The organism is Thermocatellispora tengchongensis, from assembly GCF_014202315.1.
Classification (GTDB): Bacteria; Actinomycetota; Actinomycetes; order Streptosporangiales; family Streptosporangiaceae; genus Thermocatellispora; species Thermocatellispora tengchongensis.
This window is the reverse complement of the sequence record NZ_JACHGN010000006.1, coordinates 170,900-193,402: the sequence shown is the minus strand read 5'-3', so window position 1 is coordinate 193,402 and position 22,503 is coordinate 170,900. Positions and strand designations below refer to the sequence as shown.

18 protein-coding genes are annotated in these 22,503 nt (G+C 73.7%); 13 read left to right on the top strand and 5 right to left on the bottom strand.

The features are described 5' to 3' along the window. The first annotated feature begins 92 nt into the window (after nt 1–92). The 10 genes from HNP84_RS15665 to HNP84_RS15620 all read left to right on the top strand — a co-directional run bounded on the left by HNP84_RS15665 (nt 93) and on the right by HNP84_RS15620 (nt 13,604). A complete protein-coding gene (locus HNP84_RS15665) occupies nt 93–3,002 on the top strand; it encodes an ATP-binding SpoIIE family protein phosphatase (RefSeq protein ID WP_221336316.1) in 2,910 nt (969 codons plus the stop codon). Nucleotides 3,003–3,153: 151 nt separating this feature from the next. Continuing rightward, on the top strand, nt 3,154–5,355 hold the full coding sequence (locus HNP84_RS15660; protein WP_185050439.1) for an Ig-like domain-containing protein: 2,202 nt from the start codon (nt 3,154–3,156) through the stop codon (nt 5,353–5,355). A gap of 157 nt (nt 5,356–5,512) precedes the next feature. Further along, nucleotides 5,513–6,628 carry a GntR family transcriptional regulator gene (locus HNP84_RS15655; protein ID WP_221336315.1) on the top strand — a complete coding sequence of 372 codons (1,116 nt, stop codon included), beginning with the start codon at nt 5,513–5,515 and terminating at the stop codon, nt 6,626–6,628. A 54-nt stretch (nt 6,629–6,682) separates the two neighbouring features. Then, on the top strand, nt 6,683–7,978 hold the full coding sequence (locus HNP84_RS15650; protein ID WP_185050437.1) for an ABC transporter substrate-binding protein: 1,296 nt from the start codon (nt 6,683–6,685) through the stop codon (nt 7,976–7,978). Continuing rightward, entirely contained in the window at nt 7,975–8,907 is a 933-nt protein-coding gene (locus HNP84_RS15645) for a carbohydrate ABC transporter permease (protein WP_185050436.1), read from the top strand. Before HNP84_RS15650 ends, HNP84_RS15645 begins: the two co-directional genes overlap by 4 nt. Continuing rightward, nucleotides 8,900–9,712 carry a carbohydrate ABC transporter permease gene (locus tag HNP84_RS15640; protein WP_185050435.1) on the top strand — a complete coding sequence of 271 codons (813 nt, stop codon included), beginning with the start codon at nt 8,900–8,902 and terminating at the stop codon, nt 9,710–9,712. The genes HNP84_RS15645 and HNP84_RS15640 overlap by 8 nt, the downstream gene beginning before the upstream one ends. Nucleotides 9,713–9,772: 60 nt before the next feature. Beyond that, a complete protein-coding gene (locus HNP84_RS15635; protein WP_185050434.1) occupies nt 9,773–10,795 on the top strand; it encodes a Gfo/Idh/MocA family protein in 1,023 nt (340 codons plus the stop codon). After that, complete coding sequence (locus HNP84_RS15630) at nt 10,792–11,583, top strand: sugar phosphate isomerase/epimerase family protein (protein ID WP_185050433.1); 792 nt, start codon at nt 10,792–10,794, stop codon at nt 11,581–11,583. Before HNP84_RS15635 ends, HNP84_RS15630 begins: the two co-directional genes overlap by 4 nt. Then, nucleotides 11,570–12,595: an NAD-dependent epimerase/dehydratase family protein gene (locus tag HNP84_RS15625; RefSeq protein ID WP_312924928.1), complete on the top strand. Its 1,026-nt coding sequence runs from the start codon at nt 11,570–11,572 to the stop codon at nt 12,593–12,595. Before HNP84_RS15630 ends, HNP84_RS15625 begins: the two co-directional genes overlap by 14 nt. 1 nt (nt 12,596) lies before the next feature. Beyond that, the gene (locus HNP84_RS15620; protein ID WP_185050432.1) at nt 12,597–13,604 is read left to right on the top strand and encodes a dihydrodipicolinate synthase family protein; all 1,008 of its coding nucleotides are present in this window, start codon (nt 12,597–12,599) and stop codon (nt 13,602–13,604) included. Nucleotides 13,605–13,626: 22 nt separating this feature from the next. Here HNP84_RS15620 and HNP84_RS15615 read toward each other — a convergent pair whose 3' ends face one another. Beyond that, nucleotides 13,627–14,778: a mandelate racemase/muconate lactonizing enzyme family protein gene (locus HNP84_RS15615; protein ID WP_221336314.1), complete on the bottom strand. Its 1,152-nt coding sequence runs from the start codon at nt 14,776–14,778 to the stop codon at nt 13,627–13,629. A 226-nt stretch (nt 14,779–15,004) separates the two neighbouring features. On the opposite strand from HNP84_RS15615, the gene HNP84_RS15610 reads away from it, so the two are divergent. Next, nucleotides 15,005–16,357: a 3-hydroxybutyrate oligomer hydrolase family protein gene (locus HNP84_RS15610; protein WP_185050430.1), complete on the top strand. Its 1,353-nt coding sequence runs from the start codon at nt 15,005–15,007 to the stop codon at nt 16,355–16,357. Here the strand turns inward: HNP84_RS15610 and HNP84_RS15605 are convergent. The 3 genes from HNP84_RS15605 to HNP84_RS15595 all read right to left on the bottom strand — a co-directional run bounded on the left by HNP84_RS15605 (nt 16,344) and on the right by HNP84_RS15595 (nt 18,762). Beyond that, nucleotides 16,344–16,928, bottom strand: a complete 585-nt coding sequence (locus tag HNP84_RS15605; RefSeq protein ID WP_185050429.1) for a hypothetical protein — start codon at nt 16,926–16,928, stop codon at nt 16,344–16,346. The genes HNP84_RS15610 and HNP84_RS15605 overlap by 14 nt on opposite strands. Nucleotides 16,929–16,981: 53 nt before the next feature. Further along, entirely contained in the window at nt 16,982–17,950 is a 969-nt protein-coding gene (locus HNP84_RS15600; protein ID WP_185050428.1) for a CapA family protein, read from the bottom strand. A gap of 140 nt (nt 17,951–18,090) precedes the next feature. Continuing rightward, entirely contained in the window at nt 18,091–18,762 is a 672-nt protein-coding gene (locus HNP84_RS15595; RefSeq protein WP_185050427.1) for a type 1 glutamine amidotransferase domain-containing protein, read from the bottom strand. Between the two features lie 124 nt (nt 18,763–18,886). Here HNP84_RS15595 and HNP84_RS15590 point away from each other — a divergent pair, with 124 nt between their 5' ends. Then, complete coding sequence (locus HNP84_RS15590) at nt 18,887–19,789, top strand: LysR family transcriptional regulator (RefSeq protein ID WP_185050426.1); 903 nt, start codon at nt 18,887–18,889, stop codon at nt 19,787–19,789. A 31-nt stretch (nt 19,790–19,820) separates the two neighbouring features. Here the strand turns inward: HNP84_RS15590 and HNP84_RS15585 are convergent, their stop codons facing one another. Next, on the bottom strand, nt 19,821–20,666 hold the full coding sequence (locus HNP84_RS15585) for a poly(ethylene terephthalate) hydrolase family protein (protein WP_185050425.1): 846 nt from the start codon (nt 20,664–20,666) through the stop codon (nt 19,821–19,823). Nucleotides 20,667–20,837: 171 nt separating this feature from the next. Between HNP84_RS15585 and HNP84_RS15580 the strand changes: the two genes are divergently transcribed. Continuing rightward, a complete protein-coding gene (locus tag HNP84_RS15580) occupies nt 20,838–22,247 on the top strand; it encodes an alpha/beta hydrolase domain-containing protein (RefSeq protein ID WP_246518198.1) in 1,410 nt (469 codons plus the stop codon). The last annotated feature ends 256 nt before the right edge of the window (nt 22,248–22,503 follow it).

Sequence of the window (22,503 nt, the reverse complement as noted above, 5' to 3'; positions counted from 1 at the left end):
CGGTTCGTTACCATGACAAATGGGGACGTAAGCCTGCGCGAGCGGCATCGGGCTGCGCCATACCTCTGTCAGGACGGATGGGGGGCGAGAGGATGGCGAGGAACGGACCCACCGCCGCGGATCCGGGGGGAGCCGCATGGGCGGGGGTCACGGGAGCCGGGTCCTCGGGGGAGGACGAGCGGCTGCGGCTGCTCACGCGCGCCTCCGCCGACCTCAGCGACATCGAGGTCCTGGAGTACGCGCTGGACCAGGCGGTCGCCGGGCTGCACGCCCTCGGCGGGATGGTGCACTGGGCCGGGCCGGTCGGCAGCAGCGAGCCGCGCCTGGTGGCCTCGTCCGGGCTGCCCCCCGCCGAGCTGCAGGCGTGGGGCGAGACCCGCGAGGTGATCGTCCGGGCGCTGCGCGACGGGGTGACCGTGTGCGCGCCCGTCACGCGCGGCGCCGTGCCCCGCCCCGTCGCCGGCACGCGCGCCGGAGGGGTGCTCGCCGCGCGGCTCACGGCCGTGCCGCTGCCCGGCCCCGGCACGCCGCTGGGCGTGCTGTCGGTGCTCAGCGACGGCACCGCCGAGCCGAGCCGGTGCCAGCGGGCCTTCCTGCACACGCTGGCGGGCTGGCTGTCGCAGCGGCTCACCAAGCCGTCGGGCACCGGCCGTCCCTGGTGGCAGGAGCGCCCGGCCGGGGCCCAACTGCGGCAGGCGCTGAAGGCCATCAAGATCGGCTCCTGGGACTGGAACATCCGCACCGGCGAGGTGTGCTGGGACGAGGCCGCGCTGACCGTGCTCGGCATCGACCCGGCCACCGGCCCGCACACCGTCGATACCTGGGTCGAGCTCATCCACCCCGAGGACCACCCCCGGGTGATGGCCGCGACCGAGCACGCGATCCGCACCAGAGGGCTGTACGAGGTCGAGTTCCGCGCCCGTCGCCCCGACGGGACCACGGGCTGGGTGCAGGAGCGCGGACGCCTGGTGCTGGACGAGAACGGCGAGCCGATCCGCATGATCGGCACGGTCTGGGACACCACCGAGAGCCGCGCCGCCCGCGAGTCGGTCAGCCGCGCGCTGCGCTACATGAGCGACGCCTTCCTCGCCGTGGACCGCGAGTGGCGTGTGATCTTCGTCAACCTGGACGCCCAGCGCCTCCTCGGCGGCGCCGACCCGCACGGCCGGGTGCTGTGGGAGCTGCCCGCGGCGCAGGTGCCCGAGCTGCGGGAGGCGTGCCTGCGCGCCGCCTCGGAGCGTACGCCCGCCAGCTTCGACGCGCAGTGGCCGACCGACGGCCGGTGGTACCACATCCGCCTGGTGCCGGTGCCGGACGGCCTGACGCTCTACCTCGCCGACGTCACCGAGCGCCGTATGCGCGAGGCCGAGCGCGAGGCCGCCGAGAGGGCCGCCGCCGAGCGCGCCGCCTGGCTCCAGGAGCTGACCCGAGCCTTCGGCGAGGCCGTCACCGCCCGGGAGGTCGTGGCGATCGTCGCCGAGTGGGTCCTGCCGGCCTTCGGCGCCAGGGGCCTGGCCATCCTCACCCTGGACGACGACCGGCTGCACGTGGCGGGGTCCTCCGGCTACGGGCCGGGCAGCCTGGACGAGTTCGAGGGCCGCGAGCTCGCCGCCGGCTCCCCGCTGGCCGACGCGATCCGGTCCCGGCTGCCGATCTTCATCGGGTCCAGGGCGGAGTACCGCAGGCGCTACCCGCACTCCGCCTACCCCGTCGGCATCGGCGGGATGCGGGCGTGGGCGCTGCTGCCGCTGATCGTCCCCGGCCGGGCCATGGGCGCCTGCATGATCGCCTTCCACCGTCCTCACCGCTTCACCAGCGACGAGCGCACCCTGCTCACCGCGCTCAGCGGCCTGGTCGCCCAGGCCCTGAGCCGGGCCCGTATGTACGACACCGAGCACAACCGGGCCCAGGAGCTGCAACGCCTGCTGCTCCCCCGCGACCTGCCCTCGCTGTCCGGCGTCACCGCCGCGGCCCGCTACCTCCCGGCCGGGACCACGCCCGTCGGCGGCGACTGGTACGACATCATCCCCCTGTCCTCCGAGCGGGTCGCCCTGGTCATCGGCGACGTGATGGGCCACGGCCTGGCCGAGGCCGCCACCATGGGCCGCCTGCGCACCGCCGTGCGCACCCTGGCCGAGCTGGACCTGCCGCCGGACGAGCTGCTCGCCCACCTCAACGACCTGGTCAACGACCTCGGCGACGACTTCTACGTCACCTGCCTGTACGCGGTCTACGACCCCACCAGCGGCGAGTGCGCCATGGTGAGCGCCGGGCACCCGCCGCCCCTGCTCGTCCATCCCGACGGCACCGTGCAGGCGCTCGACCTGGCCCCCGACCCGCCGCTGGGCGCGGCCGAGCCGCCGCTGTCCATGGTCGAGCTGGAGCTGCCCGAGGGCTCGGTGCTCGCGCTGTACACCGACGGCCTGGTCGAGTCCTCCGCCCGCGACGTGGACGCCGGCACCGCCGAGCTGGCCCGGCGGCTCGCCGGCGTACCGCCCGTCCCGCGGGAGCTGGACCGGCTGTGCGCGAGCGTCACCGAGGCCATGCTGCCCGAGCCGCACCGCATCGCCGACGACGCCGCCCTGCTGCTCACCCGCGCGCAGCGCCTCCCGCCGGAGTGCGTGGCCTGCTGGCCGCTGCCGGAGGCCCCCATCGCGGCCCGCGAGGCCCGCGAGCACGTCCGCGAGCAGCTTGCCGACTGGCACCTGGAGGACCTGGTGATGACCACCGAGCTGGTGGCCAGCGAGCTGGTCGGCAACGTGATCCGCCACGCCCGCGGCCCGATCCGGCTGCGCCTGCTGCGCGGCCGGTCGCTGGTCTGCGAGGTCTCCGACGGCAGCCAGACCACCCCGAGGATCCGCCGCGCCGCCGAGACCGACGAGGGGGGCCGCGGCCTGCAGCTCGTCGCCGCGCTCTCGCAGCGCTGGGGGACCCGCTTCACCGCCGACGGCAAGTCCATCTGGGCCGAGCAGCCGCTCCCCGGCCCCGTCGCCGCCCTGTGACGCCCGCGCCCTCGCGGCGGGAACGACGGAGCACCAGAATTCATGCCATTTTTGCCGGGCATTTTCCGCGTTATGGTTTCGCTTACCTCGCGAATTCCGGCGCCGAAAATCCCGGAATTCGGCATGAATTCCTTCTTTGGAGGTGACCCCGATGCGGGGACCCCTTCTCGCGGTCGTGCTCGCCGTCCTGGCGGGCACGGCGGCCCTCCCCTCCGCCGCGCACGCCGCGGAGCCGCCGTCCGTGGTCATCGACTCCTCCGAATCCAGGCCGGACGCCGTACGGCTGGCGGGCCGGTTCACCGGCGCCTACGACGTGACCGTGGTGGTGAACGGCGAGCGGATCGAGCGCGCCCGCGCCGAGGACCCGGACGCCGACGACGCCGGGACGTGGTCCTACGAGCTGGACACCGCCGGCCTGGACGGTGAGGTCGAGATCTACGCCAAGGCGACGGACGCGGTGACCCGCTACGGCGTCTGGTCGGAGCCGCTGCGGCTGAACCTGGACGCTCCCTCCGCGCGGGCGCCGGAGGTGTCGATCATCGAGCCCGCGGAGGGGGCGCGGCTGACGCGGCCCACGCCGGTGCGGGTGCGCGTCGCGGACGCCGACGTGCGTTCGGTGCGGGTCCGGATCAACGGCGGTCCCTGGCAGCGCGCCGCCGGGGGCGGCGGGCGGTACACGACGCTGCTCGTCCCGGCCCGGCATGGCGACGTCATGGCGAGCCTGGAGGCGGAGGCGACCGACGCGCGCGGCAACGTCTCCAGGTCCGCCACCCGGTACGTGGCGCTCGGGGCGGCCCGGAAGGAGCGCCCGGTGCCGCACCGGCAGGACCGGGCGATGTGGATCTGGGAGAAGGCCTCCTACAACCTGGTGCTCAACCCGGGCTCGCGCCGCCTCCTGGAGACGGTCCTGGCCCCCGATTCCACGATCTACCTGGGCGTGGACACCTACGCCGGACGGGACATCGTCGAGGACGCGCGGCCGGAGCTGCGGGACTTCGTGGCGTGGGCGCACCGCAGGGGCATGAAGGTGCACGCCACGGTGGCGGGCGGGACGCGTCCGCCGTATCTCGGCGCGCTGCCCCGCTACCGCGAGCGGGCCGTGCGGGAGATGGAGCGGGTGATCGACTACAACCTCTCCTCGGCGCCGGCCGAGCGTTTCGACGGCGTCAACGTGGACATCGAGCCGTACAGCCTGCCCTGGTTCCGCACGCGCAAGCCCGAGGTGCAGGTGCAGTGGCTGGACACGCTGCGGGCGATGATCGCGCGCCGCGACGCCTCCGGCCAGCCGCTGCTGTTCGGGCCGGCCGTGCCCCGCTGGCTGGACACCTCCGACTGCTGCCGGGACATCCCGTACGCCGGCGCGACCCGCCCGATGTCGGAGCACATTCAGGACATGTCGGACTACATCGCGATCATGGACTACCGGGACCAGGCGCTCGGCTCGGCCGGCATCATCGCGCAGGCCGCCGACGAGATCGCCTACGCCGAGCGGACGGGCCGGCCGCGGTCGGTGGTGATCGGCGTGGAGACGCTGGACATCGCGACCAGCGGCGACCCCTCCAGCATCACCTTCCGCGAGGAGGGCCGCGACGCGATGGAGGCGGAGCTTGCGGAGGTCTACAAGGCGTTCGGCACGAGCCCGGCCTTCGCCGGCGTGGCGCTGCACCACTATGACTCCTACCGGGAGCTCCCGACGGTCTGGGGACCCTCGGCGCGGTTCCCGCAGCCGCCCCCCGACTCCGGCCCGCCCACCGGCGTCGGCACGCCGCCGCAGGCCGTCGCGTTCGACCACGCCACCGTAGACCTGTCCTACGGGCGGGCGCGCGACGACACCGAGGTCGACTTCTACGAGGTGCACCGCTCGGCGGAGCCCGGCTTCACCCCCGGGCCCGGCACGCTCGCCGGCCGGGCGCGCGGCCTGACCCACACCGACACGGGGCTGCTGCCGGACACCACCTACCACTACCGGATCGTGCCGGTGGACGTGGCCGGGCGGCGCGGCCCCGCCTCCGGGCCCGTCTCCGCGACCACCCGGGCCACGGACCTGCGTCCCATGGTGGTGGAGTCGATGACGGTGACACGGGAAGGCGGGGTGGCGAGGGTGCGGCTGCGCGTGGTGGACCGGGAGACCGGGCAGCCCGTGGCGGGGGCCACGGTGCGCGGCCGGTTCACCTTCTCGGCGGGCAGGTACGTGACCGTGACCACGGACGCCGGCGGCTGGGCCACCGCGACCTCCGAGACGCTGAAGCAGCCGACCGGGGAGGCGGGCTTCGCCGGGCACCGGCTGACCGCGCCGGGCCGCTACTGGGCCGGCGCGTACGACCGCGACCGGGACGTCACCGTCCGCTGGTGACGCCCGTCCCGGCAAGGGCCGCCTCCTGCGGGAGGCGGCCCTTGCCCGATTACAGGGAAGGAATTCATCCCGTTAATCGCGGGAAATTGGGAGTGAATTGTGGGTTGACATACCCATATATCCAAAGAAGAATTTCGTCATGGAGGCAGTAGACGGAATGAATTCCCTCCCACGGGGCCGGCGCTTCCGCACCCTCGCCGCGCGGCTGCGGCAGGAGATCGTGCAGGGGCGCTGGCCGGTCGGCGGCCGGCTGCCGACCGAGACCGAGCTGGCGCAGACCTACTCGGTCGGCGTGAACACCGTGCGGCGCGCGGTCGATCTGCTGGTCGAGGAGGGGCTGGTCCGGCGCAGGCAGGGCTCGGGCACGTTCGTCACCGCCTCCGGCGCCAGCGGGCCGCGGCCGCGCTTCATCGGCGCCCTCGTCCCGTCCAACACCTACTACTACCCCCAGGTCATCCAGGGCATCGAGCGCGCGGCCACCGCCGCCGGCGTGCGGCTCGTGCTCGCCTGCTCCGACTACGACCCGGACGTCGAGTCCGCCCAGATGCGGCAGCTCGTCGATGCCGGCGTCTCCGGCCTGCTCCTGGTGCCCAACCTGCACCTGAGCGCCGACCCCGCCGCCCACCTGGCGGGCCTGCGCCGGCTGCCCGTGCCGTACGTGCTCGTGGAGCGCAGGCCGGAGGCGCCCGGCCCGGCCGATCCGACCTCCTACGTCTGCACCGACGCGCTCGGCGGCGGCTACACGGCCGTCCAGCATCTGGCCCGGCTCGGCAGGGGCAGGATCGGCTACCTCGGCCGGATCGGCACGGCCACCTCCGAACAGGTCTTCGCGGGATACCGCCAGGCCGTCGCCGACCTCGGGCTGCCGGAGATCCCGGCGGCCGTGGCGAGGCAGTCCGTCTGGACCGGGCCGGACCTGCTCGCGTACGCGAACGTGTGCGCCACGGAGAAGGTGCGGGCGGTGGTCTGCCTCGGTGACCGCGAGGGGACCGCGCTGCTGCCCTACCTGCGCAGGGTGGGCCTGACCGTCCCCGGCGACGTCGCGCTGGTCGCCTACGACGACGAGGTGGCCGACCTCGCCGAGGTGCCGCTGACCGCGGTGTCGCCGCCCAAGGCGGAGGTCGGCCGGATGGCCACCGAGCTGCTGCTGCGCCGGATCGAGCTCGGCTCCGCCGCACCGGTCTGCCGCGTCGTGCTCCAGCCCCGGCTGGCGGTGCGGGCCTCCTGCGGCGCCGCCTCGGGCACCCTCGTCGAGGTCCGCGTCCCGCTGTAAGAGCCCGGCACGGACGTCACCTTCACCCCCCCTTTTTCCTTGTTGGAGGACGCAATGAGATTGCGCATGCTCGCGACCGCCGCGGTGGCAGTCCTCACCGTGGCCGCGACGGCGTCATGTGGCGGCGGCACGGGCGGAGAGCCGGGAACGGTCACGCTGCGGCTCGGCTTCTACGCCGCCGCCGGAGATCCGGCCGACACGACCATGCGGAAGCTGGTCAAGGAGTTCACGGCCGCCAACCCCTCGATCAAGGTCGAGCTGGAGGTCGCGCCGTACGTCCAGTTCTTCCAGAAGCTGCGGACCCAGATCGCGGGCGGCCAGGCGCCGCAGGTGTGGTTGTCGGACGGCGTGCTCGTGCAGGAGTTCGCCGCGCGCGGCGCCCTCGCCGACCTGAGCGAGCGGGTCAAGACCCTCGATGCCGCGGACTACCACGGCCTGGAACTCAACCGGGACGCCAAGGGACGGATCTTCGGCTTCCCGCAGGGCGCCCAGACGCCGGTGCTCTTCTACAACAAGAAGATGTTCGCCGAGGCCGGGGTGGACGAGCCCACGGCCGAGTGGACCTACGACGACCTGGCCGCCGCGGCGAAGAAGCTGACCAAGGACACCAACGGCGACGGCAAGCCCGAGACGTACGGCTTCCGCGCCTACTCCCCGGGCTTCACCGAGAGCTGGTGGCCGATCATCAAGGCGTTCGGCGGCGACATCGTCACCGACGAGAACCGCAAGGTGGTGATCGACAGCCCTCGGTCCAAGGCCGCGCTCGACTGGATGCTCGCGGCGATGGGCAAGGAGAAGTTCGCCCCCGACGTCGTGGCCACCGAGTCCATGGGCAAGGGCGCCGTCCACCAGATGTTCGCCACCGGGCGGGTCGCGATGAGCTACGGGATCTACGCCCGGAGCCTGCCCGCGCTGAGCGCCGGGGTCGACTTCGGAGTGGCGCCGCTGCCCAAGGGACCGGCGGGCCGGGGCAACGTCGCCATCGTCAACTCGTGGGTCGTCAGCAAGGCGGCCTCGCCGGAACAGGCGGACGCCGCCTGGAAGTGGATCACCTTCTTCTCCGGCGACGGCCCGCAGCGCGCGTGGGCCGAGCTCGGCGAGGCGATCCCGATCAACAAGCAGGTGGCCGAGAGCGCCCTGCCCGCCGAGCGGCGCCGGGCGTTCCTCGACTCCCTCGCCGAGGCCGACGACCTCGGCACCAACGCCGTCTGGTCGGAGTACACCGAGGCCCTGGCCAAGCGGATCAACCAGGCCCTGTCGGGGGCGATGCCGGTCGCGCAGGCGCTCACGACCGCCCAGCAGGAGGCCCAGCAGATCATCGACCGCTTCCAGGCGAGCGGCCCGAGATGACGCTCCTGACGCGCAAGCCCGGCCGGGTCGCCGTGGCGCCGCCGGCTCCCCTCCGTGGCCGCCGTACCGGCGAGCGCGCGTGGGCGCTCGCCTTCGCCTCGCCGTACCTGCTCCACCTCGTCGCGCTGACCGCCTGGCCGGTGCTCGCCTCGCTGTACTTCAGCCTCACCGAGTACAACCTGATCACCTCGCCCCGGTTCGTGGGCCTGGACAACTTCGCCCGGCTCTTCGCCGACGAGGTCTTCTGGCGCACGCTCGGCAACACGGCCTACTTCGCCGTGCTGTTCGTGCCCGCCCAGACGATCCTCGCCCTGCTGCTGGCCATCGCGCTCAACCAGCGGCTGCGCGCGATGGCCCTGTTCCGCGCGGCGTACTTCGTGCCGGTCGTCTCCTCCTGGGTCGTCGTCGCCTACGTCGCCGACGCGGTGTTCAACCCGCAGTTCGGCATCGCCAACCAGGTGCTCGGATGGCTCGGGCTGCCCGCACAGGACTGGCTGCAGGACCCCGCGCTGGTGATCCCCACGCTCGCCGCGGTGGCGGTGTGGAAGGGGGTCGGCTACATGATGGTGCTCTTCCTCGCCGGCCTCCAGGCCATCCCCGAGGACCGGTACGAGGCCGCCAAGATCGACGGCGCCTCGGCCTGGAACCGCTTCCGCTACATCACCCTGCCCGGCGTCTCCGGCACCACCTTCCTGGTGCTGGTGCTCACCTCGATCACCACGCTGCAGTCGTTCGAGCAGGTCTTCGTGATGACCAACGGCGAGCCCCACGGGGCGAGCGAGGTGACGGTGCTCTACCTGTACCGGCACGGCTTCCAGTTCTTCCAGATGGGCTACGCCTCGGCGGTCGCGTGGGTGCTGTTCGTGCTGGTCCTGGCGCTCACCCTGGTGCAGTTCCGGCTCCAGCGCAGGTGGGTGCACTATGCGTAGACTCCCGGCGTACGCCCTGGTCCTGCTGGGCGCGCTGGTCATGCTGCTGCCCTTCGTGGCCGCCTTCGGCAACTCGCTCAAGAGCTTCGCGCAGTACATCCAGGTGCCGCCGGTGTGGCTCCCCGACCCGGTGCGGTGGGACAACTACGCCGAGGTGTGGCGGCGCACGCCGTTCGGGCTCTACCTGGCCAACAGCATGGTCATCGCGGTGCTGGCCGTGGCGGGCAACGTGCTGACCAGCTCGATGGTCGGCCACGCCCTGGCCAGGTCGCGCCTGCCGGGCAGGCAGGCGCTGCTGACCATGGCCCTGGGCACCATGATGCTGCCCACCGTGATCACGATCGTGCCGAACTTCGTGCTGTTCCGCTCCCTGGGCTGGCTGGACACGATGCTGCCGCTCATCGTGCCCTACTGGCTGGCCACCCCGTTCGGCATCTTCCTGATGCGGCAGACCTTCCTCGGCATCCCCAGGGACTTCGAGGAGGCGGCCGGGATCGACGGCGCCAACCCGTGGCAGGTGTTCTGGCGGATCCACCTCCCGCTCGCCAAGCCGGCCCTGGCGACCCTCGCGGTCTTCACGTTCATGGCGTCCTGGAGCGCGGTGCTCGAACCCACCATCTACCTCACCTCGCCGGAGAACTACACGCTGCCGATCGGCGTGATGAGCCTCAAGGGCGAGTTCGTCGGCAACGACCAGCTCGTCACCGCCGCCGCGATGATGAGCCTGCTGCCGATGCTGGTCGTCTTCGTCCTGGCCCAGCGGTACTTCGTCCGCGGCGCCGTGTCCGCGGGACTCAAGGGCTGAACAGGCCGAATCCGCCTGACAGATCGCCGAACCGCCGAACCGCCAAACAGAAAGGACATCGTGGTAACAACCTCAGGGCTGCGCGTGGGGATCGTCGGAGCGGGCACCATCGCCGAGCTCCACGTCGCCGCCGCGCGGCAGCTCGCCTCGCAGGTGAAGGTCGTCGCCGTGTGCGACGTGCGCGCCGACGCGGCCGAGAAGCTGGCCGCGGAGGCGGGCGCCCGCGTCTACACCGACCATCTGGCGATGTTCGCCGCGGGCGGGCTCGACGCCGTCGTGATCACCGTCCCGCACGCCCTGCACGCCCCCATCACCCTGGACGCCGCGGCGGCCGGGCTGCACGTGCTGCTGGAGAAGCCGATCGCCACCCGGCACGAGGACGGCGTACGGATGATCGAGGCATGCCGCGCGGCGGGCGTCACGTTCGCGGTGGGCCACGTGCTCCGCTTCGTGCCGACGCTGCGGGCCGCGGCCGGCTACCTCGCCTCCGGGGCGGTCGGCGAGGTCATGGTGGCCTCGGAGCGGCGCACCGCCGACTACACGGACGCCTCGCGGCCGCGCTGGTTCCTGGACCCGGAGATGGCCGGCGGGGGCATCGTGCTCAACGTGGGCACCCACAGCATCGACAAGCTGCAGATGCTGGTCGGCTCGCCGGTCACGCACGTCACGGGGCACGTCGCGGCCCGTCCCGGAGTGGCGGTGGAGACCGAGGCCGTGGCCCTGCTGCGGCACGCCGACGGCACCCGGGCGACGCTCTCGGTCACCGGCACGGGCCTGCCGTTCACCGACGAGACCGAGATCGTGTGCGCGGAGGGGGCGGTGCGGATCAGCCGGGGTGAGGGTGTGTGGTCCTTCCGCGGCGGCGTCGCCACCCAGATCGCCGCCCCCGAGTCCGGCGAGATGAACCGGGCCTTCGCCGCGCAGCTCGCCGACTTCGCGCGCGCGTGCGAGGAGGGAGCCGTCCCCCTGGTCACGCCCGAGTACGCCCTGGGGGTGCTCGGCACCGCCCTGGCCCTGTACGAGTCCGGCCGCACGGGCGGCGTCGTCGCCGTGGAGGGACGAGCCGTGAAGGAGGAGATGTGAGACCGCTCGCGTTCAGCACGCTGGGCATGCCGGGCGCCCCGGTCGAGGAGGTGCTCGCCGTCGCCGCCGAGTACGGCTGCGCCGGGGTGGAGCTGCGGTGCGCCGAAGGGGAGCCGGTGGCGCCGGACACGCCCGCGGCCGAGCTGCGGGCCGTCGCCGGCGCCTTCGCCGCGGCCGGCGTCGAGATCGTCGCCGTCTGCTCCTACACCCGCGTCGCCCGGCCCGAGGGCGATCCCGTGGCGGAGGTGCTGCGCCACGTCGAGATCGCCGAGACGCTGGGCTCCCCCTACGTACGGGTCTTCGGCGGGGTCGAGGGCCAGGCCGATCCCGTCGCCGTGGCCACCGCGCGGCTCGCGGAGGTGGCGGACCGGCTTCCGGACAACGGCGTGACCGTGCTGCTGGAGACCCACGACGTCTTCCTCACCGGCGAGGCGGTCGCCGCGGTGCTGGCCGGAGTCGGCTCGCCCCGGGTGGGCGCGCTGTGGGACATGGTCAACCCGTGGCGGGCGGGCGAGCCGCCCGCGCGGACCGCGGACGCGCTGGCGCCGTACCTGAGGCACGTGCAGATCAAGGACACCGACTCGCCGTCCCGGCTCACGCCGGTGCTGCCGGGGCAGGGGGTGGCCGGGGTGAGGGGCGTGCTGGAGCAGCTCGACCGCATCGGCTACTCGGGCTACCTGGCGCTGGAGTGGGAGCGCGCCTGGTTCCCCGACGCGCCGCCGGTGGAGGAGGCGCTGGCCGCGTTCCGCGCGGTCGTGGATCGAGGAGCAGGGCGTGTTCACATCTGAGGCGGAGCTGGAGGACCGGCTGGCCACCCCCTCCGACGGCCTGGTCGCCGACCTGGCCGGGATGTCCGGGGACCTGGTGGTGCTGGGCGCGGGCGGCAAGATGGGGCCGAGCCTGGTGCGGCTGGCCCGCCGCGGCCTGGACGCCGCGGACAGGAAGGGGACGCGTGTGTACGCCGTCTCCCGCTGGTCCGACGGGGCCACGGCCGAGGCCCTGGCCCAAGAAGGGATCGACGTGGTCCGCCACGACCTGCTGGGCGACGACGGTCTCGCGGGCCTGCCCGACGCGGCCAACGTGGTGTTCATGGCCGGCGCCAAGTTCGGCACGTCCGCCGCGCCGTACCAGTCCTGGGTGGTGAACGCGGCCCTGCCCGCGGCGGTCGCGCGCCGCTACCGCGACTCGGCCATCGTGGCGTTCTCCACCGGCAACGTGTACCCGCTGGTGGACGTGGCCGGCGGCGGCAGCGCCGAGGGCGACCCGCCGGGCCCGGTCGGCGAGTACGCGATGAGCTGCCTCGGCCGGGAGCGGATCTTCGAGCACGCCGCGGCCACGCGCGGCACGCCGGTCGCGGTGCTGCGCCTCAACTACGCCGTGGACCTGCGCTACGGCGTGCTCGCCGATCTGGCGGTCACGCTGGCCGCGGGCGAGCCGGTCGATCTGACCACCGGTCACGTCAACGTCGTCTGGCAGGGGTACGCCAACGAGGTGGCGCTGCGCTCGCTCCGGCACGCCGCCGCGCCGGAGCCGTTCACGCTCAACCTGACCGGACCCGAGACGGCGACGGTGCGGCGGGTCGCCACCCGGCTCGCCGCCGCCCTCGGCGTCGAGGCCGTCTTCACCGGGACGGAGGCGGGCACCGCGCTGCTGAACGACGCCACCCGCTGCCACGGCCTGTTCGGCTACCCGGACGTCCCGCTCGACACCCTGATCGGCTGGCAGGCCGACTGGATCGCCCGAGGGCTGCCCCTGTCCGGCAAGCCGACCAAGTTCGCCGTACGCGACGGGAGGTTCTGAGATGCCGGCCGGCCTGCTCAGGGAGGGCCTGGTCATCCCCGCCCACCCGCTGGCGCTCACTGAACGGCGTACGCTCGACGAGCGGCGCCAGCGGGCGCTCACCCGCTACTACCTGGCCGCGGGAGCGGGCGGCGTCGCCGTCGCGGTGCACACCACCCAGTTCGAGATCCGCGAGGCCGGCCTGCTCCGGCCGGTGCTGGAGATCACCGCCGACGTGGTGGCGCGGGAGGCGGAGCGCCCCGTCGTCCTGGTCGCCGGCGCGTGCGGGGACACCGCGCAGGCCGTCGCCGAGGCGGAACTCGCGGCCTCGCTGGGCTACCACGCGGTGCTGCTGTCGCCCCGGGTCGCGGGGATGGACGAGGCGGGCCTGCTCGCCAGGGCGAAGGCCGTCGGGGACGTGCTGCCGGTCATCGGCTTCTATCTGCAGGAGGCCGTCGGCGGACGGCGGCTGAGCCCGGCGTTCTGGCGCTCGCTGGCCGCCCAGGAGTCGCTGGTGGCGATCAAGATGGCGCCGTTCGACCGGTACCGCACCCTGGACGTGGTCAGGGGCGTGGCCGAGTCGGGGCGGGGCGAGGAGATCGCGCTGTACACCGGGAACGACGACAACATCCTGGCCGACCTGCTCACCCCGGTCGGGGGACGGTACATCGCCGGCGGGCTGCTCGGCCAGTGGGCGGTGTGGACCCGCGCCGCGGTGCTGATGTTCGAGGAGGTGCGCCGGGCCCGGGCGGGCGACGACGGCGTGCTGCGCTCGCTGCTCGCGCGCGCCGCCGGCCTCACCGACGCCAACGGGGCCGTCTTCGACGTGGCGGGCGGATTCCGGGGCTGCATCGCGGGCGTGCACGAGGTGCTGCGCGGGCAGGGCCTGCTCGCCGGCACCTGGTGCCTGGACCCGGCGGAAGGGCTGTCGCCGGGCCAGGCCGAGGAGATCGAGCGGGTCCGCGCGGCCTACCCGTGGCTCGTGGACGACGCCTTCGTCGCCGAGCACCTGGACGACTGGCTGCGCTGAGCGCCCGCCCCGGGGCGCCGGGTCACCGGCGCCCCGAGGCGAGGGCGCGCACCGCGTCCTCGTCCACCTCGACGCCCAGGCCCGGCCCCTTCGGAACCGCCGCCGTCCCCCCGGAGACCTCCACCGTCGTGCCGCCGACGTACGGGGAGCGGATGAACTGCCGCCCGTTGAGGTCCACGGGCGTGTCCACGCCGAAGGCGGCGAACAGGTGGAGCGAGGCGGCGAAGCCCAGATCGGAGTCGGTCAGCCCGGAGCCCATGATCTGCAGGCCCGCGTCCTCGGCGAGCTGGCAGAGCCTGCGCGACAGGGTGAGCCCGCCCGAGCGCTGCACCTTGGCGATGGCGATGTCCACCGCGTCGAGCTTGACCAACGTGGCCAGGTCGGAGGGGTGGCGCAGGCTCTCGTCCAGGGCGACCGGCAGCGGGCTGTGGTCGCGCAGCCGCCGCAGCCCGGTGATGTCGTTGGCCGGAAGCGGCTGCTCGAACGCCGCCACGTCCAGGTCGGCGAGCCTGCGCGCCATCCGCAGCGCGCCGCCGACCGTGTACGCCTGGTTGGCGTCCACCCAGATCGGGGCGTCCGGCGCCGCCTCCCTGACCGCGGCCACCACCGCGGCGTCCGTGGCCTCGTCGTGCAGGCCCACCTTGACCTTGAACGCGGAATAGCCCTCCGCCCGCCCTTCCTCCACCGCCTGCCGGACCTCCCGCGGGCTCTGGCCGGAGACGATCCAGCCCAGCCTGATCCGTTCGATCCGGCGGTGGCCCCACAGGACGCCGAGCGGCACGCCGAGGGCCCGGCCGAGCAGGTCGTGCAGGGCGATGTCGAGCGCGGACTTGGCGATGGGGGAGCCGATCGACAGCCCCCGGTTGATCGCCTTCTCGAAGGCCGCGCCGGCGCCGTCGAGGTCCCAGGCGGGCCGGCCGGCCAGCGCCGGCGCGAGGTAGCGGTCGATGGTGGAGGTGATCGACTCCACGGTCTCGTAGGTCCACGAGGGCGTCGGCGTCGCCTCGCCCCAGCCGGTCACGCCCCCCGCCGTGACCTTGACGAGCACGCGCTCCACCGGTTTTCCCGCGGTGGTGACGCTCCCCCCGGAAATACCGAACGACCGGATCGCCGGCAGCTCCACCACGAATGTCTCCACACGCTCCACGACCAGCGACTCCACGGGCTCCCCCACAGGAATGAATTCATACGATTTAAACGCTCGACAATGCCGCCAATTTAGCAAGGAGAAATCCGGATGTGAATTATGGGAATGCATTCATGCCGTTGGGTCTTTTTCGGCCGCCCCGACAGGCGATCCCGATGACCATGACGCGGCGGTCAAGAGTGTGTTCCGGCGACATGTCGGCGGGATCACCGGCGTTCTAGCCTGCGCTGGACCGCGATCCGAAGGAGCACCCATGCCCCGTCCCCCGCGCGGGCTCGCCGCGTCCGTCCTCGTGAGCGCCGTCCTGGCCGCCGGCGCGCTGACCGCCCCGGGCACGGCCACCGCCGCGTCCGCCTGCCCGCACCTCACCGTCCCCGGCGCCGAACACCAGGTGACCGCCTGCCTGGACGACCTGACCACGGCCGGCACCCTGGCCTCCGGTCACACCGACCAGGCCGACTGGGCGGGGCTCAGCTCGGCGGGGGCCGTCAACCCGAGCGGCGTGCCGGGCGTCCAGATCGACGGCTACTTCCCCGACACCTCCACCGGCAACACCAACCACGGCTGGAACCACGACTCGCAGTTCGTGATCCGGCTGCCCGAGCGGTGGAACGGCGGCCTGGTCGTGGCCGGGTCACCCGGCACCCGCGAGACGTACGCCAACGACTTCACGATCTCCGACTGGGCGCTCGCGCGCGGCTACGCGTACGCGGCGACCGACAAGGGCAACACCGGCGCCGCCTTCTACCGCGACGGGGCCCGGCCCGGCGACGCGATAGCGGAGTGGCACCGCCGCGTCAGCCAGCTCGCCGTCGCCGCCGAGGCCACCGCCAGGCAGCGGTACGGCCGCCCGGTGCGCACCACGATCGCGGCCGGCCAGTCCAACGGCGGCTACCTGGTGCGCTGGCAACTGGAGAACCGCCCCGACCTGTTCGACGGCGGGGTGGACTGGGAGGGCACGCTGTGGACCGCCCGCGGCCCCAACCTGCTCACCTTCCTGCCGCCCGCGCTGCGCGCGTACCCGGCGGGCGACACGGCCGGGATGGCCGCGGCGGGCTTCGCGCCGGAGACGTCGTTCCTGTGGGACTACCACTACCGCGCCTACTGGGACTTCACCCAGCGCGTCTACCGCGAGGAGCTGGACCCCGGCTGGGACGGTGACACCGAGGCGGGCACGCCGTTCTGTACGCCGGGCACCCCGGCCTGCGACGCCGACTACGACTACGCCTCCCGGCCCGCGTCGGTGTACCGGGCGGTGGCGCGGATCTCGCTGACCGGGAAGATCAAGCGGCCCCTGGTGACCCTGCACGGCACGCTGGACACCCTGCTGCCGATCAGCGAGACCTCCGACTTCTACGCCGGCATGGTCAAGGCGGCCCACCGCGAGCGCCTGTTCCGCTACTACCGCGTGGAGGGCGGCACCCACGTGGACTCCCTGTACGCCGCCCACCCCGCCCGCATCCGCCCGCTGCTGCCCTGCTTCCGCGACGCCTTCACCGCCCTGGAGTCATGGCTCGCCACCGGCACCCCGCCGCCCCCGAGCACGACCCTCCCGCGCCCCGCCACCGGAGACGTCGAGAACACCTGCTCGCTCACCGCCCGCTGACCCGCCACGCCGGGGCGGGCCCCCCGACGGCGGCCAGCGCGTCCAGGTACCCGCCCCCGGCGTCCAGCCGGGTGATCTCGGCCAGCCTGGTGGTGGTGCAGGCGCGGTCCCATTCGGCTCCGCTGTCGATCTCCTGCAGCCGCAGCCGCTTGCCCCGGGTGATCCCCCGGGGCACGCCCACGTAGCAGACGCCGGGGTCGGCCTCCTCGACGTACACCCCGATCAGCCCGAACGCGGCGGCCATGGTGCCGATCAGGCCGGCGGTCGTGTCGAGGTCGAGCCCCGGCACCCGCGCCGGGCGCTCCCCGCGCAGCCCCAGCGCACGGTGCGCGACCGCCGACCCCTTCCAGCCGGCGCTCGACGCCCGCTCGACGTGGCGCAGCCGGACGGCCGCGTATCCGTCGAGGCGCATGTCGCCGGAGACGACGTGCAGCAGCGCCCACTTGCGGCCGACGCCCACGACGTATGCGTCGATCTCGTCGGCCCCGGCGATCGACCGCCCGACCCGGATCGGGCGGCCGCCCGTCCGGTACGCCCGGCTCAGTCCGTCTCGTGCCCGCTTCGCGCCCATGATCGGTGATTGTCCGGGGTGCGGCGAGGACCGTCACCTGGTTTTCGGCGCGGTCATCTGAGGTCGGCGGTGAGATGGCCGGCGCGGGTGCGCACATCGGTGCCGAAGCGGGCACAGGCGGTGGTGAAGCGGTCGCGGATCCACGCGGACTCCTCCGGGCCGGCCAGGCGGGTGCGGCAGAAGTCCAGGGCGATGGGGATCGCCTCCAGCAGCGCCGGTCCCCTTTCGTCCACGGTGACCAGGAAGATCAGCCCCAGGTCGTTGCGCAGCTCGGGATCGACCATGTAGTCGTCGATGAAGTCGCCCAGGTCGTACAGGACGGCGCCCTCCACGCCGTGGAAGACGTGCGCGGAGTGCCCGGCCACCAGCGAGGCGCCCGCGGCGCGTACCGACTCGGCCGCGCGGCGCACGTACGGCAGGGGCTCGGTGGTCATGTTGGGCCCCCAGTGGACCAGGACGAGCACCAGGTCGGCGCGGTCGCGCAGGGCGCCGACGGCGTCCACGAGCCCGCCGGGCACCCCTTCGGCCAGCGGCACGTACGCCACTCCGGGGCGGTCCCGGGCGGCGGCGAAGTCCGGCGGGTGGTCGGTGACGCCCAGGACCGCGACGCTCAGGCCGCCGGCCGTCAGCACGACCGGCTCGGCCGCCTCGGCGAGGCAGGAGCCGGCGCCCACGGCGTGCACGCCCGCCGCGGTCAGGTGCTCGCGGGTGTCGATCAGCGCCTCGGGCCCGTAGTCCAGGGCGTGGTTGTTGGCCAGGGTGACGCAGTCCACGCCGATGCCGGCCAGCATCCGGGCGGCCTGCGGCGGCGCGCGAAAGTGGAACGCCTTGCGCCGCGGCTCCCACCTGGAGCCCCGGGTGGAGATGCAACATTCCAGGTTGAGCAGGACCAGGTCGGCTCCGGCGAGCGCGGCGCGCACCCCGTCGTCGAAGTACGCGGCCGGGTCGGCGGTCCGCTCCAGCCGGTCGGCGACGCCGCGTCCGAGCATGGTGTCGCCGGCCAGTGCCAGCGTGATGGACATCGCCGCTCCTCATGGGCGGATAGGGATGTGGTGCTCATCGGCCCTCTATCCGGCACAAGCCCTCGGGAACCTCGCCGGAGACGGCCGGTCAGCCCACCCGTCGCGGCCTGAGATCCCGCGCTCGCCCCTGGGGGCCCGCCTCAGAGCAGGGCGGAGACGACCCGCTCGGCGACGCCGCGCGCCGAGGCGGGGTTCTGGCCGGTGATCAGGCGGCCGTCGGCGATGGTGTGCGCGGTGAAGTCGTCGGCGGGGACGTGCACCGCGCCCTGCTCGATGAGCCGGTCGGCCAGCAGGAACGGGACGACCCCGGCCAGGCCGACGGCCTCCTCCTCGGCGTTGGTGAAGGCGGCGACCTTCTTGCCCGCGACGAGGTGGGAGCCGTCGGAGAGAGTCAGGCCGACCAGGGCGGCCGGGCCGTGGCAGACGGCCGCGACGATGCCGCCGCTCTCGTAGATGCCGCGGCCCAGCGCCGCCAGGCCGGGGTCGCCGGGGAAGTCCCACATGGTGCCGTGGCCCCCGGCGAACAGTATGGCGTCGTAGGGTGCCGGGTCCACGGCGCCGGCGGCGGGGGTGTCGGCGAGCTGGGCGGCGATCCGCTCGTCGGCCAGGAAGCGGGCCTGGACCGGGTCGCCGGGGTCCTCGCCGTCCTGCGGCGGGCGGCCTCCGGCGACGCTGACCAGGCCCACCTCGATCCCGGCCTCGGTGAAGACCTCCCAGGGCACGGCCGCCTCGGAGACGTAGAACCCGGTCGGGCGGCCGGTGGAGCCGAGGACGGAGTGGCTGGTCAAGGCGATGAGGACGCGCTTGGGCATGAGGGTGCGCTCTCCTTCGTGGACGTCACGATCGTTGGCTCCCCTCATACTGGCTCCGGGCGTCCATCGGAATCCAATAGCGGAATGCGGCACCTGGTATCGGATTTCTGATACAAGGAAGGGTATGCGGGGCATCTCCTTCGACCTGCTGCGGACCTTCCTGGCGGTGCACCGCTCCGGGTCGGTCTCGCGCGCCGCCGAACTGCTGGGCCTGTCGCAGCCGACCGTCACCGCGCACGTCAAGAGCCTCGAACGCGACCTCGGCCGGCCGCTGTTCGAGCGGGTGCCGCGCGGCATGGCGCCGACCCCCGCCGCCGACCAGCTCGCCGCCCGGGTCGGCCACGCCCTGGACGCGCTGGAGGAGCTGGTCCTCGGCGACCTCAGCGGCCCCGCCGAGACCTTCGGCCGCGCCGTCCACCTCGGGGGCCCCGCCGAGCTGGTGTGCGCCCGGGTGCTGCCCTGCCTCGCCCCGCTCGTCTCGCGGGGCCTGCACCTGCGCGTGACGCTCGGGCTGCCCGACGGCCTGCTGACGGCGCTCGCCGACGGCAGCCTCGATCTGGTCATCTCCAGCGTCCGGCCGCGCCGCCGCGGCCTGCGCGTCGAGCCGCTCGGCGATGAGGAGTTCGCCCTGGTCGCCGCGCCCGGGTGGACCTTCCGCGACGTCGATCGCGCCCCGCTGGTCGCGTACGCGGAGAACCTGCCGATCCTGCGCCGCTACTGGCGCACCGTGTTCGACACCCGGCTGACCCGGCAGCCCGCCGTGGTCGTCCCCGACCTGCGCGGGGTTCTCGCCGCCGTGACGGCGGGCGCCGGGATCACCGTCCTGCCGGTCTACCTGTGCGCCACCGAACTGGCCGACGGCCGGCTCCACCTGCTGCACCGGCCGGAGCTCCCGCCGATCAACACCCTGTTCCTGGCCACGCGCGCCGGGGGCGCCCACCCGGCCGCGGCGGCCGTACGCGAGCGCCTTCTGGCGCACGGCCCGGACCTCATGACGCCGTCACCGGCGCCGCACCCGGGCCCGTGACCGCCGTCCCGGTCACGGGTCCGGCGCCGCGTCAGGTGAGGTTCTTGCGCATGATCTGCCACGGGCCCGAGCACAGCCCGCAGTTCTGGCCGACGAACATCGCCCTGGCGGCGGGGTCGCCCTTGAGCTGCCACTTCAGCCAGGCCGCGCCGACCCGGCCGAACTCGCCGCCGTTGGACTGGCCGTAGGTGCCGAAGTGGCCGACGTCCAGGTTGCCCATGAAGGCGGGCAGGCCGGCGGGCAGGCGGTTCCAGTCGTCCATGGCGTTCTCGTAGGCGATGTCGCTCGGACCGCCGACGAAGTACCCGATCGGCGCGTGCAGGCGGGCGAGCCGGTGGTTGTCCAGGTCGCTGAGCATGCCGCTGTTCCAGATGCCGGTGGTGGTGACGCGCGGGTCGGCCGACGCCTCGTACGCCTCCAGCCCGCCGCACGACTGGCCCATCACCGCGATCTCGGCGGTGTCGATCCTGCCGCGGTACCTGCTGCCGAGGCGGCCGTTCTCCGCGATGGCCCAGTCGATGGCCTCGGTCAGCATGTCCGCGTCGGTTCTCCCGGTGCCGCCCGGCCGGCCGCTGGCGATGACCAGGAAGCCGTGGGAGGCGAGTTCCTTGAGGAAGTTCTCGAACATGGTGCCGTCGGCCCGGCAGGCGCCGTTGCCCCACGCGACGATGGGCAGCAGCACGCCGGTGGGCAGGACCGCGGGCCGGTAGACGGTGTGGCCGGGCAGGCGGAGGGTGGTCTCGTAGTCGGCCGGATAGGGTCCGGAGCCTCCGGGGGCGGCGTGCGCCGGGGCGGCCGGCACCGTCAGGAGCGCGCCTGCCAGCACGATCCCGGCCCCCGCCGCGATGACGCGCCGGATGAGCTGCCTGAGCTTCATGAAGCCTCCTGGAGTCGGGTCGGTGACCGCGACATTCGCAAAAGGCGTCAGAGGGCGGCAATGGGCCGCCAGCACGACCGGTGATAGTACCGATGCCGGTCGTCAGGCTTTTGTAAATGATCCGGGTAACGGCCGATGCGCCCCGCACGGCCCGTCACGGAGGTCCTCATTATGCGTTCGCTGCCCCGTTCCGGATCGGCACGGCTGGTGATCGCGGGGGTGGTGGTCATGGCCGCGCTGGCGCCCGCATGGCCCGTCCACGCCGCGCCGTCGCCCACCGCGGCCTCCCCGCCGGGCACGGCGGCCGAGCCGCGGCCCGTCCCGGTCCCGCTGGTCGAGGGGCCGATCCCGGGCGCGCTGCCCGGCGACCCCAAGGCGCCGGACGTGGCCGGCACCTACCCGTGGCTGGCCACGGACGCCGGCCTGGCCTCCCTCGGCTACGTCGAGCAGGAGTTCGTCCTGTCGGGCCAGGCCGACGCCTACAGCGCCACCGGGCAACTGCTCGCCACCGGCGTGCCGTACCGGACCAGGGTGATCGTCCGCCGCCCGGCGCACCCGGACAGGTTCAACGGCGTCGTGCTGACCGAGTGGCAGAACGTGACGGCCGGGTACGACCTTGACGCGCTGTGGAGCACCGAGCAGATCACCCGCGCCGGATACGCGTGGGTCGGGGTGTCGGCGCAGCGTGTGGGCGTCGATCAGCTCCGCGGGTGGAGCCCTGCCCGTTACGGCGGCCTCGACGTGACCGGTGGCGGGCGCTTCACCGCCGACGAGCTGTCCTACTCCGTCTTCTCCCAGGCGGGCCGGGCGATCCGCGCCCGCGGCGGCGTCCTGGGCCGGCTGCGCCCCCGTACGGTGCTCGCGATCGGCGCTTCGCAGTCGGCGGGCCGGCTGACCGTCATGTACGACGCCGTGCTCCCGCAGGTCGAGCGGGTCTTCGACGCCTATGCCGCCATCGTGGGCCCGGCCCCCGCACGCGCCGGGACCGAGCCGGTGTTCCAGGTGCTCTCCGAGACCGACGTACGCACACCGGTCCGGCCGCCGGACACCGACCGGTTCCGCCGCTGGGAGGTCGCGGGGACGGCCCACTCCGGCTGGCACGGCCAGGAGTACCGGGCCCCGCTCCTGACCCGCGACCTGGGCGCGGCGCCCACGTACGCGTGCGCCCGGCCGCCGTTCAGCCGCGCGCCGCTGCACCACATGATCGCCGCCGCGTACGTCCACCTGGCCCGCTGGGCCGAGCACGGCGTCGCCCCGCCGGTCGCGCCGGGGCTGCGGTTCAACCCGGACGGCACGAAGGCCCGCGACGCGCTGGGCCTGGCCCTCGGCGGGATCCGGCCATCGCAGGTGCAGGTGCCCATCGCGCTGAACGACGGCGACAACTCCGGCGAGACCTTCTGCCGGCTGTTCGGCGCGCACATCCCGTTCGACCAGGCGCGGCTCGACGCGCTGTATCCGAGCCGCGCCCGCTACGTCGCCGCCGTCGCCGAGGCCGACGCGGCCAACGTCAAGGCCGGCTACCTGCTGCCCGCCGACGCCCGCCGGAACCTCTCCGACGCGCTGCGCTTCGCCGGCCGCTGACGGTCCCGGGTGCGGCGCAGGGCGGTATACCCTGCTCGCTCCATGGCGCGCGGCGGCCCGGAGCCGGCGCCGCACCCGCGGCTCCCTTACCGTTTACCTTCGCGAGCGGCACTCCGGCGCGAACCGGCCGTCACCGAAAACCCCCGGTTCCCGGCTATTGCCGCGCCCGGCCGCGCCGGGGCCCGCTGCGCTTTTCCGCCAAGCCCGCCCGCACCCGTTGCGACCCGCATTACACCGGCGCCCGCAATGGGGGCGG